25 protein-coding genes are annotated in these 9,806 nt (G+C 66.1%); 10 read left to right on the top strand and 15 right to left on the bottom strand.

What is annotated here, in order from left to right; all coding sequences use genetic code 11:
- Positions 1 to 3: 3 nt before the first annotated feature.
- The 14 genes from AC1VXD_RS09840 to AC1VXD_RS09775 are packed head-to-tail and all read right to left on the bottom strand — an operon-like array spanning position 4 to position 5,257.
- Positions 4 to 699: a hypothetical protein gene (locus AC1VXD_RS09840; protein WP_482991903.1), complete on the bottom strand. Its 696-nt coding sequence runs from the start codon at positions 697 to 699 to the stop codon at positions 4 to 6.
- The gene (locus AC1VXD_RS09835) at positions 696 to 1,109 is read right to left on the bottom strand and encodes a hypothetical protein (protein WP_482991902.1); all 414 of its coding nucleotides are present in this window, start codon (positions 1,107 to 1,109) and stop codon (positions 696 to 698) included. The genes AC1VXD_RS09840 and AC1VXD_RS09835 overlap by 4 nt, the downstream gene beginning before the upstream one ends.
- Positions 1,099 to 1,329, bottom strand: coding sequence for a hypothetical protein (locus AC1VXD_RS09830; protein WP_482991901.1), 231 nt, complete (start codon positions 1,327 to 1,329; stop codon positions 1,099 to 1,101). The genes AC1VXD_RS09835 and AC1VXD_RS09830 overlap by 11 nt, the downstream gene beginning before the upstream one ends.
- A complete protein-coding gene (locus AC1VXD_RS09825; protein WP_482991900.1) occupies positions 1,329 to 1,646 on the bottom strand; it encodes a hypothetical protein in 318 nt (105 codons plus the stop codon). Before AC1VXD_RS09825 ends, AC1VXD_RS09830 begins: the two co-directional genes overlap by 1 nt.
- Positions 1,646 to 1,855, bottom strand: coding sequence for a hypothetical protein (locus tag AC1VXD_RS09820; RefSeq protein WP_482991899.1), 210 nt, complete (start codon positions 1,853 to 1,855; stop codon positions 1,646 to 1,648). Before AC1VXD_RS09820 ends, AC1VXD_RS09825 begins: the two co-directional genes overlap by 1 nt.
- Complete coding sequence (locus AC1VXD_RS09815; protein WP_482991898.1) at positions 1,852 to 2,043, bottom strand: hypothetical protein; 192 nt, start codon at positions 2,041 to 2,043, stop codon at positions 1,852 to 1,854. The genes AC1VXD_RS09820 and AC1VXD_RS09815 overlap by 4 nt, the downstream gene beginning before the upstream one ends.
- Positions 2,040 to 2,408, bottom strand: a complete 369-nt coding sequence (locus AC1VXD_RS09810) for a Ref family recombination enhancement nuclease (RefSeq protein WP_482991897.1) — start codon at positions 2,406 to 2,408, stop codon at positions 2,040 to 2,042. Before AC1VXD_RS09810 ends, AC1VXD_RS09815 begins: the two co-directional genes overlap by 4 nt.
- Positions 2,408 to 2,626, bottom strand: a complete 219-nt coding sequence (locus AC1VXD_RS09805) for a hypothetical protein (RefSeq protein ID WP_482991896.1) — start codon at positions 2,624 to 2,626, stop codon at positions 2,408 to 2,410. The genes AC1VXD_RS09810 and AC1VXD_RS09805 overlap by 1 nt, the downstream gene beginning before the upstream one ends.
- Positions 2,626 to 2,826, bottom strand: coding sequence for a hypothetical protein (locus AC1VXD_RS09800; protein WP_482991895.1), 201 nt, complete (start codon positions 2,824 to 2,826; stop codon positions 2,626 to 2,628). The genes AC1VXD_RS09805 and AC1VXD_RS09800 overlap by 1 nt, the downstream gene beginning before the upstream one ends.
- Entirely contained in the window at positions 2,816 to 2,950 is a 135-nt protein-coding gene (locus AC1VXD_RS09795; protein WP_482991894.1) for a hypothetical protein, read from the bottom strand. Before AC1VXD_RS09795 ends, AC1VXD_RS09800 begins: the two co-directional genes overlap by 11 nt.
- Positions 2,947 to 3,543 (bottom strand): hypothetical protein, encoded by a 597-nt coding sequence (locus AC1VXD_RS09790; RefSeq protein ID WP_482991893.1) that lies wholly within the window; start codon positions 3,541 to 3,543, stop codon positions 2,947 to 2,949. The genes AC1VXD_RS09795 and AC1VXD_RS09790 overlap by 4 nt, the downstream gene beginning before the upstream one ends.
- A complete protein-coding gene (locus AC1VXD_RS09785) occupies positions 3,518 to 4,393 on the bottom strand; it encodes a helix-turn-helix domain-containing protein (protein ID WP_482991892.1) in 876 nt (291 codons plus the stop codon). Before AC1VXD_RS09785 ends, AC1VXD_RS09790 begins: the two co-directional genes overlap by 26 nt.
- 22 nt (positions 4,394 to 4,415) lie before the next feature.
- A complete protein-coding gene (locus AC1VXD_RS09780; RefSeq protein ID WP_482991891.1) occupies positions 4,416 to 4,730 on the bottom strand; it encodes a winged helix-turn-helix domain-containing protein in 315 nt (104 codons plus the stop codon).
- Entirely contained in the window at positions 4,727 to 5,257 is a 531-nt protein-coding gene (locus tag AC1VXD_RS09775; protein WP_099559427.1) for a phage regulatory CII family protein, read from the bottom strand. The genes AC1VXD_RS09780 and AC1VXD_RS09775 overlap by 4 nt, the downstream gene beginning before the upstream one ends.
- Before the next feature lie 152 nt (positions 5,258 to 5,409).
- On the opposite strand from AC1VXD_RS09775, the gene AC1VXD_RS09770 reads away from it, so the two are divergent.
- On the top strand, positions 5,410 to 5,604 hold the full coding sequence (locus AC1VXD_RS09770; protein ID WP_482991890.1) for a hypothetical protein: 195 nt from the start codon (positions 5,410 to 5,412) through the stop codon (positions 5,602 to 5,604).
- Between the two features lie 155 nt (positions 5,605 to 5,759).
- Here AC1VXD_RS09770 and AC1VXD_RS09765 read toward each other — a convergent pair whose 3' ends face one another.
- Complete coding sequence (locus AC1VXD_RS09765) at positions 5,760 to 6,251, bottom strand: helix-turn-helix domain-containing protein (protein ID WP_482991889.1); 492 nt, start codon at positions 6,249 to 6,251, stop codon at positions 5,760 to 5,762.
- Positions 6,252 to 6,330: 79 nt separating this feature from the next.
- Here AC1VXD_RS09765 and AC1VXD_RS09760 point away from each other — a divergent pair, with 79 nt between their 5' ends.
- From AC1VXD_RS09760 to AC1VXD_RS09720, 9 genes are all read left to right on the top strand, one after another.
- A complete protein-coding gene (locus AC1VXD_RS09760; protein WP_482991888.1) occupies positions 6,331 to 6,999 on the top strand; it encodes a S24 family peptidase in 669 nt (222 codons plus the stop codon).
- A 2-nt stretch (positions 7,000 to 7,001) separates the two neighbouring features.
- Complete coding sequence (locus tag AC1VXD_RS09755; protein WP_482991887.1) at positions 7,002 to 7,529, top strand: DUF4468 domain-containing protein; 528 nt, start codon at positions 7,002 to 7,004, stop codon at positions 7,527 to 7,529.
- Between the two features lie 43 nt (positions 7,530 to 7,572).
- Positions 7,573 to 8,040, top strand: coding sequence for a hypothetical protein (locus tag AC1VXD_RS09750; protein ID WP_482991886.1), 468 nt, complete (start codon positions 7,573 to 7,575; stop codon positions 8,038 to 8,040).
- A 282-nt stretch (positions 8,041 to 8,322) separates the two neighbouring features.
- Positions 8,323 to 8,547 (top strand): hypothetical protein, encoded by a 225-nt coding sequence (locus AC1VXD_RS09745; protein WP_482991885.1) that lies wholly within the window; start codon positions 8,323 to 8,325, stop codon positions 8,545 to 8,547.
- The gene (locus AC1VXD_RS09740) at positions 8,544 to 8,768 is read left to right on the top strand and encodes a hypothetical protein (protein WP_482991884.1); all 225 of its coding nucleotides are present in this window, start codon (positions 8,544 to 8,546) and stop codon (positions 8,766 to 8,768) included. Before AC1VXD_RS09745 ends, AC1VXD_RS09740 begins: the two co-directional genes overlap by 4 nt.
- Entirely contained in the window at positions 8,765 to 9,064 is a 300-nt protein-coding gene (locus tag AC1VXD_RS09735; RefSeq protein ID WP_482991883.1) for a hypothetical protein, read from the top strand. Before AC1VXD_RS09740 ends, AC1VXD_RS09735 begins: the two co-directional genes overlap by 4 nt.
- Positions 9,061 to 9,240 carry a hypothetical protein gene (locus AC1VXD_RS09730; RefSeq protein WP_482991882.1) on the top strand — a complete coding sequence of 60 codons (180 nt, stop codon included), beginning with the start codon at positions 9,061 to 9,063 and terminating at the stop codon, positions 9,238 to 9,240. Before AC1VXD_RS09735 ends, AC1VXD_RS09730 begins: the two co-directional genes overlap by 4 nt.
- Positions 9,237 to 9,494 carry a hypothetical protein gene (locus AC1VXD_RS09725; protein ID WP_482991881.1) on the top strand — a complete coding sequence of 86 codons (258 nt, stop codon included), beginning with the start codon at positions 9,237 to 9,239 and terminating at the stop codon, positions 9,492 to 9,494. Before AC1VXD_RS09730 ends, AC1VXD_RS09725 begins: the two co-directional genes overlap by 4 nt.
- On the top strand, positions 9,494 to 9,736 hold the full coding sequence (locus AC1VXD_RS09720) for a hypothetical protein (RefSeq protein WP_482991880.1): 243 nt from the start codon (positions 9,494 to 9,496) through the stop codon (positions 9,734 to 9,736). The genes AC1VXD_RS09725 and AC1VXD_RS09720 overlap by 1 nt, the downstream gene beginning before the upstream one ends.
- Positions 9,737 to 9,806: the final 70 nt, after the last annotated feature.

Genomic DNA, 9,806 nt, shown 5'->3' with positions numbered 1-9,806 from the left:
GGGTCAGGCGGCCTGGGTAAGTGCGGATCGCATATGCCAGGCCGCCTCCTGCTCTGCCTCAACCATCTTGGTCAACAGCCACTCGTACACCGGCTTCCACGTCCGCCGGTAGGATGCCTCATCCCGGCCGATTGCAGCCGCGCGCCGTCGGTCGCTGACTTGACCCAGACCAGACCCACCGCACACCTTGCACGTCATCAGTAGCTCGCCCAACACCGCCTGGCCCCTGCCCTCGCAGCTGGCGCAGTGCGGCCGCTGCGCAATCTCGCTGATCACCGCCATGGCCAGCGTCGGCAGCGACTCCAGGGTGCTGATCGGCCAGCACTGCGCCTTCACCCGGCCCAACCGCTGCTGGGCCGCATCGCGGTTCGCCCGCTGCTCCGCCGTCGCCGCGCCGCCCCAGCCGATGCACACCTCGGCCAGTCCCAAGTCCGTGCGCGCCTCGGCCAGCCGACGTTGCTGCCGCTGCAGCTCAGGGGTGACCAGCGCAATGACCGCATCCCGCAGCTTGTGCCGGCGCAGCGCGGCGCCGTCCGGCCACCAGCACGCCTCCAGCAGCTCCCGGCCCAGCCCGGCCGGCACCATGCCCAGCGCCGCGGCAATGTCCTGGTTCGTCAGGTCCGGATTCCCGCCGCCCCGGCCGATATCGAACTTCACCGTCGTCGGCCCCAGCCGCCCCATCGCCTCACGTGGATTCATGCCCCTTCCCCTGTCGTTGAGTGGCCGGCCGCTGCCGGCCCGCCCGTAATCCGCACCACCACCTGGCCGCCCGGCCGCCGCTCGTCCTTTACGAACAGGTGCGCCTGGAAGCGGCCGTCATCGATCCCCAGTAGCTGGGCGATACCGTCCCGGTACGCCTTGCAGCGGCCGGTCATGTTGTCGTCGTCAGGCAGCTTCTTGCCCGGCGCCTGGTAGCAATCGATCCAGAGATGCAGCCGCCCCGGCGGCAGCACCATCCCGCGCCAGCCCGCCTCGTTCGCCAGCACCGCCGCCGTCTGCCGGGCCAGCTTCGTGGCCCGGGCCTTTACCCGGAAGTGCACGCGCGCGTTCGGCGACAGATCCTTGCTCGGCCAGGGAAGCACCAGATCCAGCGCGCGGTCAGCCTGCATGCTGGTCCCCTTCTTGGGCTAGGCCGTCGCGGAAAGCCGCCCGCCACCGGAAAGCCGTGGCCCGGCTTACCCCGAAGTCATCGCGTAGAGCCTTGACCGACGGGAGCCTGTCACCGTACTTCCGGACCAGTCGAATCGCCACCGTGATGGTGATGTTCTGCCGGGTCCAGTTCGGCCAGCCCGGCGCGTCCAGGCTGAAATCCGCCTTGCGCGCAGCCATCACGGCACCTCCGGGCGGGCGGTGAGCATGGCGGCGTAGCGTTCACGGAAATCTGCGAGAGGAACACCCGTACGAAGCAGAGCATGCGGAAGCTTCATGCTCTCTACTGCGTCCTGCATTGCACTGGTCGGCTCCACAGGCACCAGCACGTAGCCCTCGGGTGGCCAGAGGGCGGTGATGATGCAGCTCACCGCACGCCTGTCCGGCGATTCCATGTACTGATTCGGATTACGGATCACCGCTGCACGACCGACCATTCCATCTGCCTCATACGCCCTGGCCAGCAGCTCCCGCGCCCGCTTCTCGATGGCGTCCATCAGTGCCTCCCTGCCATTTCAGGAACCGGCTCAAACTGCTCGTACGTGCCCTTGAATCGGCCAAGGTGGTCGCTAATCACCTCCATCCCGATCCCGTCCATGCAGGGGACATCGAGAACGGATACCCGCGCGATCTCGCCACAGAACGGGAAAACGTCCGGATCGTCCTTCACGACGACCAGCTGGCCTACGCTGAAAACTGCGCTCATGCTGCCTGCTCCCAGCTGGCCGTCAGGCGCTGCACCTGCCCGCCCCGCGCCTCAAACTGCTCCACCGTCTCCGGGTCGCCGCTCCAGGCCACGGCCTTGGGCCGCCTCGGCCGGGCAACCGTGTTCTTGTCCATCCGGCGTTCGCGCGGTGCCCGGGCCGGCAGCGCCGGTCCAATGATGCTCTTCATGCTGCTGCCCTCAGTTCGTTGATGTAGGTCTGGTTGGCGATCAGCTCGTCATCGGAGCCGTACGTCTCGTGGAAGGTTCGCGAGCCGTCCAGCAGGCTCGGGCCGTAGATCTGGCGCATCGTCGCGAAGGTGTTCCCCTCCATCGGGTAGCGCATGTGGTGCCATTTGCAGAGCGCGTAGCCGAACGCGTGGCCGCGCCGCACGTTCCCGCTCTTGGCGTGGTTGTAGTCGCAGCCGTAGACCACCAGCGCGGGCTCCAGCAGCTGCTGCTCGACCAGCGCCAGGCAGGCCATGCACGGGCCGGTCTTGGCCAGCTCGATGCGGGCCGACTCTTCCTTGTTCGGCGGCGGTGCCTTGGACCACATCAGCGCGCGGCCTCGTCGGCCAAACGCCAGCCGTGCTGCCAGGCTTCGGCCTTCTCGCTCAGCGGGCCGGCGCGGCGGTTGGCGCCGTCCTCGGTGTCGCACTCGATCCAGACCAGGTGCGGGTTGTCGCTCAGGCGCTGGCCGTTCAGCCGTGCCGAGTACCCGGCGTTGATCTCCTTGGCGAACCGGCTGCGCGTGTTGTAGTTGGTGAAGTCCATCAGCGCTTCTTCCTCGTAGTCTCGCGGCGTGCCGCGCTCAGTTCCTGGTCCCGCTTGTCCCATCCGGTCTGCCAGCGCCGGCGGCGCTGCAGCCCTTCCATACCCATCTCGTAGCGCGGTGCCGATTCCCGGCTCCGGCAGGCATCGCGCGCCCAGCGCCCGGCCTGCTCGGACTGCGCCAGCTCCGCGTCAGTCGCCATCGGCGTCGATCCAGTTGCGGATGAACCAGCGCACGTTGCACGGCATCCAGCCCACAGCCAGGGAGATCTCCGCCACGCTGCAGCGCTCGGCGTGCAGCAGCCGCACCGTGTCGTGCTTGCTCACGCACCCTCCCCGAACCCGAGATCTGCTGCAGCGCGCGCCATGGCCGCACGTGCTGCCTCGCGATCGCGCACCGGGTGCACGCCGTGCTTCTCCTGCTCGACCGCCAGCAGCTGCTGCGGCAGGGGCTTCCCGTCCACGACGTGCTGCACAGCGCGCGTGTAGGCCTCCTCCAGCATCCGGCGCTGCTGGAACCCGTTGTCCGCCGCGGCGTAGACGTGCAGGTCCAGCAGCGAGCGCACCAGCACCGTGAAGCCGCTCTGCGGCCGGCCCGGCGCCATCTCCCGTTCCACCGCCGCGATGACCGGAACGTCGAGGCACATCTGCAGGAAGCGGCCCGGGTTCGGCGGCCACTCGCGGCCCTCGGTCAGGCAGCACTGCATGCCCTTCGCGTGCTGCGCCACCGTGCGGCCCTTCAGCACCTGGAACCACGTCGTGCCGGCGATGGTCAGGCTGCCGTCCTTCTTCACCGGGGCGGCGCCGTTCTCGCGCTCCCACTTACCCGGGAACATGGCCGTCATCTGCTTCCAGAACTCCCACAGGTACGACGTGGCCTGGGCGCTCACCGGCTCAGCCGACGACGGCAAAATCTGCATCGACGAACTCGGCTGGGTCGAAGCCAGCGCCGCCACCGTGGCCACCGCCGCGGCGTTGGGCTTCGTGCTGGCGCTGCAGCTGCTCGATTCGGTCGGCAGAACTGTGCTGAGGGTTTGCATGGGCGGCTCCGGCGGATTGCTGGGCAATAGGGGTGACGGGCAGCGACAGGCCGGCGGCCATGGTCTGCATCAGGGATTCGTTCGGGTCGTGGCCGGCGGCCATCAGGTCGGCCAGCTGCTGGCGGACCTGCAGCCAGCCCTGGACGGACAGCGGCCGGCGGATCGCGGCGCGGTGCCGGACGAACCGGGCCAGCGTCTGCCGATCGATGCCCGCGGGCACCACGCCGAAACCGGCCAGCTCACGGTCGACCTGCTCGGCGCTCAGCGCAGCCGGATCCGGCTCGCGCTCACACTCGCGGTGTGAGGGTTGCTCTTGGTTGCTTTTGGTTGCTCTTGGTTCGGGTGCAATAGCTGTTGCACCCTTTTCGGCGCCGTTTTGCACCCTTTCCTGCGCCGTTTTGCACCCTTCGGAGGCCTTTTTTGCACCCTTTGCAAAGGGTGCAATTTCTGCACCCTTCATCCATTCGGGGTTGATCCGGTACTGCCGGGTACGGCCGCCTTCACCGAACCCACTGCGCCGGCCACCGATTCCGGCGTTGACCAGCACCAGCCACCCCGACTGCTCCATGCGCCGCAGCTGGTACTGCACCGAACGCTCCGACTGCCGGGTCTTCTCTGCCAAGCGCGCGATGGACGGGAAGATGTGCGTGCCGTCGTCGTGCGCGTGATCGGCCAGGGCCAGCGCCAGCAGCATCTCGCCGCCGCCGCTCGGGTAACGGTCGAAAACCATGCCTGTAACTCGTGCGCTCATGTCAGACCGCCAACTGCAGGTTCTCGCCCGGGGCCACAGGCCACCAGGTGCACGCCGTGCGGCCGCTGACCGCGCAGGGCTTGTTCGGGCCGCGGTACACCCGGCCCTCCTTCATCAGCTCAGGCAGACGGCGGGCCAGCATGTAACGGTCCAGGCCGGTGGCCTGCGACAGCTCATGGCTGGTCATGCCCGGGCTCTGCGTGACCGCACGAGCGGCCTTATCCTGCTGCGCGGCCTGCAGGCCGCTGCTGACCACATGCGCGGCGGCAGCGTGGCTGGTGTCGATATCGGCGGCACGGGCCGGGAGGCTGCTCATCGCTTCGCCCTCCCCTTGCCTGCAGCACGCGCCACGTTGCGCTCCAGGCGGTGCGCCATCGTGCGCAGCGCGCGGACCTCGCTCACCATCAGCTCGGCCTCGTCGCTGTCGATGCAGCGGTCGGACATAGCCTCCACCGCCGTGCCCGAGAGCTTGCCCACGCGCGAGGTGATCTCCAGCAGCTTCGTCTGGATGGCGCCGATTTCGTCCGACCAGCCGCCTTCCGGCGGCGGCGGGACCACGTCGACGGCCATGCCGAACTGGCCAGCAAGCGCCTGCATCCACTCCAGCGCGTACTCGCAGCCGCCCGCCTTCTCCTGCATCCACTCGGTCAGCAGTTCGGCGTGCTCGATCGTCAGGGACTCACCCTCCAAGCCGCGCAGCTTCGCGCGCAGCGTCTCCGGGTGCATCGACTTGCCGCGGCGGTCGGCCAGGTAGGCAGCTGCATCGGCCACGCCGCCGGGCGTCTTGCGCACGGAGTTGTAAAGCACGTCCAGCCAGTTCAAAGAGGAGGTTCGGCAAGTCATGGGTCACCTTGGGGAGACAGGTGTTTCAAGGTTTTTCGGGGCATTGCGGCGGCGCATCATGTGCGCCATGGACTACTACTCAGGGACGACTGGCGCCGCCCTCCTTGCGCTACGCTGGATGTGCCAACAACCAAGCCCGCAAGGAGGGCGACATGAACTCGCTGAAGCAGGTAATTACGGAAGTCACGGCATTGCAGGCGGTCGTAAGCGTCTTGGTCCGTGCCAGGCACGACGACAAGGAGTTCCGCCGACAGGTCATCGACTTGGTGAACCACATCGCATCGACTCTTCCTCCGCAGGAGGGCGACGATCTGCGAGTTGCTGCTCAGCATCTAATCGACGCTTAGCGTCTTTCGCGTTCTCGCTTGCGTGCCATGCCTTGATCGCGGCGCGCATCCCGGCTTGGGTGCGCGCCGCCTGCAGAAGCTCATTCTTCGAAGGCTTGGCCAGCCAAGCGCGCAGCCAAAGCCGGGGATTCCACTTATCGGACAGCGCGCGCATATCAGGCAGCCTCCACGGGGATGATTCGGTCTTCGTCCGGGTCCGCCGGCGCGCTCGGCGCCTGGCTCTCTTCCTGGACGCCCAACAGCCGGCGGATGCTCGGGTGCGCAGGCAGCGCACCCTCCTCCGCCCAGCCCTCTACCTGCTCCACTGGCAGCTGCAGCACCTTGGCCAGCTGCTTGTCGTTCGACACACCCAGCCGAGCGCGCAGCGCGCGCTTGCTCATGCGGATGTCTACCTCGCCACGGATCTGCTCAACCACCGTCGGCTGCGGATGCTCGTCGCCCGGCCAGATATCCGGGCGCAAATCGGTCAACGACACCGAGCCGGCGCTTTCGACGTTCAGCTGCCGGACCAGGGCGCCGTCGAAGCGCTGTCGCTTGCTCAGCGCCTTGCGTAGGTAACCAATCGTGGTGCCTGCGCGCTCGGCGAAGACCGCCTGTTGGGCGGGGCTCAGGGTCGATAGGTAGCTGCGGAGGGTCTGCATGGACATAACGATACCTACAGGTAAGCATTCAATCAATACCCGCAGGCAATTTACTTGCAGGTAATGGAACCCGTGGAATACCGGCATGGATAAGTACGAACAACGGCGCCTTGCCCTGCGCGGCCTCGCCGACGAACTCGGGCGCGGCGGCCTGGCCAAGATCGGCGCAAAGATCGGCAAAGACGCCAGTTACGTCTCGCGCATGCTCTATGAACCCGGTAAGGCCGGGCGCAAGCGCATTGGAGAAGACACCCTAGCGGCGTTGGCGCAGGCCTACCCGGATCGCTTCCCGTCTTCCCCAGTCGCGCCGGTCTTAGAGACTGAGACGCCTCCGGGCTACGTTCGCTTGCATCTGTTCGAGGGGGCGGCTGGCATGGGTGGTGGTGTGGTGAATCAGGATTTCCCAGAGGTAATGCAAGTCATGGAAGTGGCTGAGTGGGAGGTGCGGAGGAAACTCGGCTTCCTGCCCAAAGCCGGGAGGATCCAGATCATCACTGGCCGCGGCCCTTCAATGCGCCCGAAGATCGAGGACGGCGATATCGTCTGGATCGATACCGCCTGTGACTACTTCGACGGCGACGACTACTACCTCATCAACTACGCAGGCGAGACCCAGATCAAGATGCTGCAGAAGCGCAGCGATGGCATGTGGGTTGTCAGCGCCAACCCGGAATTCAAGGAGTGGCGTTGCGAGCCCAGCGAGCTATCCATCCAGGGGAAAGCCCTGGTCCACGCAGGACTTCGGAGGTTCTAGAAATGGGTGCATGGAAGCGCATTGCCGCTGCAACAGTCGTTATGGCAGCACTGAGCAATGGAACGGCTGAGGGAGCCGATCTAACCGAGGAACAGCGCACCGTTGTGCAGGTGTTCGATGCTCCAGGCGCAGACAAGGTCGAGGTGTTCCGCGCAGGTCGACAGTGGATTGCGGAGAACTTCCGCTCCGCCAAGGCCGTGATCGAGTATGAAAGCGCGGCGGACGGAACGATCATCGGAAAAGGCTCCATTGCCTACCCTTGCGCCAGCGCGTGGGAGTGCGTGGGGAAGCCTGATTGGAAGGTCCCCTTCACTCTCCGATTTGAAGCAAAGGATGAGCGCTTTCGGCTGACCTTCACTGATCTTCGTATCCAGTGGCCGGCTAAGTTTGCCAACGGCGTTACGCAGCCGGCCTTCGACGGTGTGGTTCGCACTCAGAAGGATATGGACAAGATCCGGCCCAAGCTACTGCTTATGGGCGAAGGGATCCGCGAGTCTGTCGCCCGTGGTGCATCGTCAGACAACTGGTGATTGGGCCTAAACGCCGTACCGAAAGTATTGAATAGGAAAATTCATGGCCAGGCGCAGACGGTCCTCCAGTGAAAGCAAAGCTGTCGAACAGCTGATCAAACTCGTGATCAAGGGAATTGGTGCGTTGGTCACCGCTCTTTTCGTCACCCGCGCCACGTCAAAAGCGAAGCGCAGTTCCACCAGGTCGAAGGTGCACAGCAGCGCCTCGCCGAGCGGTTTCTACCAGGAAGTAGTTGGCGAAAAGAGCTATCAGGCCGCTCTTCGATCGACCGCCGGCCGTGGTGAGGTTAGGCTGGAATGCAAGGCGGAGGTATCGCCTGAAGACGGCAACCCGTTCGACGACCAAGCCGTCGTCGTCACTGTCAGAGGCGAAACTGTTGGCTACCTTCCCCGCGCCGCAGCTCGCCGCTATCGGAAGCTCAACCGGCATAGCAGTACGGAATGTGGTGCGCTGATTGTCGGAGGCGGCAGGGGCAGATCACTCGGGATCTGGCTCGACCTACAGCTCTGACCCCCACATGCCCGAAAGACAGCCCCGCATGACTGCGGGGCTTTTTTTTGCCCGCCTTGGTACAAATTACCCATGGGTATTGACATGAAGAATACCCGCAGGTAATTTTACCTCCGAGCCGCCCATCAAGCCCCATCCCGGGGCCGGCGGCAGGAGATCAACATGCAGCGCCGCAAACGGCCCCTGTGGCACCTGATCATCGCTATCTACGCCATCGGCGCCCTCGCCGTCGGCGCGGGCATCGGCTTCGGCAAGAGCCTGTTCGGGCAGGAGTGCTGATCCATGGCAACCCTCGTCCTCGGCTGCAGCCAGGCAGCCATCGCAGTCACCACTGACGACACCAGCGGGCGCGTCATCACCCACATGGGCAGCGCAAAGCTGCACCTCACCCCGTGGGAAGCCGATCAGCTGGCTCTGGAGCTGCAGCGCAAGGCGCAGCAGCTGCGAATCGGCGCCGCCACCGCGCAGGAGTACACCACCGCCCTCAGCCGCCAGGTGCACGCATGATCGCCGCCGCCACCTACCCGCTCGCCCAGCGCGCCGCCGGCGCGGCCAAGTTGGCCGCCATGGCAGCCAACTCCATGGGCTTCTCGCCCATCCTGGTCACTGCCACCGCCGACGTTGCAGCGCGCGCCGTCCTCGATCAGCGCGCCAGCGCCGGCCGCGCCATCGCCGACGTGCGCAAGAGCCTGCGCCGCATGCTGCGCGCCCAAGGCGGTGCTGCATGAGCGTCCGTGTCGACTTCACCGCCAAATGCTTCACCGCAAACCTTGTCCTCACCAGATCCAGCGATAACTCCTGGCGCATGTCGCTCCATACCTTCGCCGGGAAGAAAAAGGCGTCTCGACAGATCGCCTTCGCTTGCGTCCAGCCTGGCCAGATGCCGCGCGTGGATCCGAACGATCCCGTAACCAACGCCCCGGCCGGTCTGTGGCTTGGTTCTGCCTGCTTCGATCTGCCTGACAGCCTCGCCCCGAAGGTCCAGGCGTTCCTCACTAAGCACGCCAATGGAGGTGCGCCGTGACCGACCAGGACTTCTTCGCGCAGATGCAGATCGGCATCCCGCACATCCCCTCGCCCGCCGGCCCGGCGCCGATCTTGATCGGCGTCGACCTGGCCAGCGGTCCCGACATGCACGTTGAAGTCGGCCGCGCCGCCGGCGGCACGTTCTACGAAATCACCCAGGAGCAGAAGCCGTGAGCAACCTGAAAGCCTTCTACGTCGACGACATGCCGACCATCTACGCCGCCGCGACCATCGAGGATGCCGCCCGCCTTTACGAGCAGGATCTTGGCGAGCCCTGCGAGGACGGCTACCCGCGCGAAGTCAGCGAAGCCGAACTGGACAAGCCGACGCCGGACTACGACCACAACGAGCAGCCGACCGGCGAAATGACCAGCATGCGCGTCTGGCTGGAAGAAGCGAGCCCGGGCTTCCTGTGCGGGGCCGAGTAATGCACCACCTGGCCCTGCCCTTCTACTGCGCCGTGATCGTTGGCGTGCTGGTCGGCATCCTCGCCCGCGCCTTCTACACCGGCGCCGATTCGATCTTCCTCGTCGCCTGCTTCGGCATCGGCTACTTCGGCCGGGCATGCGTCATCGAAATCCGACGCTGCTGGCCAGCCTACCGGGCCGAAATGAAGCGCCGCACCGACGAGCGCCGCCGGCGGGCAATGCCCACCGACGACACGCACTGAGCAACCGCCCGCCCGGGCAACCGGGCTCCGCCGCCGGCCGGACTTCCACTCGCCGGCAACCCATCCCAGG

Source organism: Stenotrophomonas sp. STEN054, assembly GCF_056854535.1.
The sequence above is the reverse complement of the archived record's forward strand: the minus strand, read 5'-3'. Positions and strand labels throughout refer to the sequence as shown.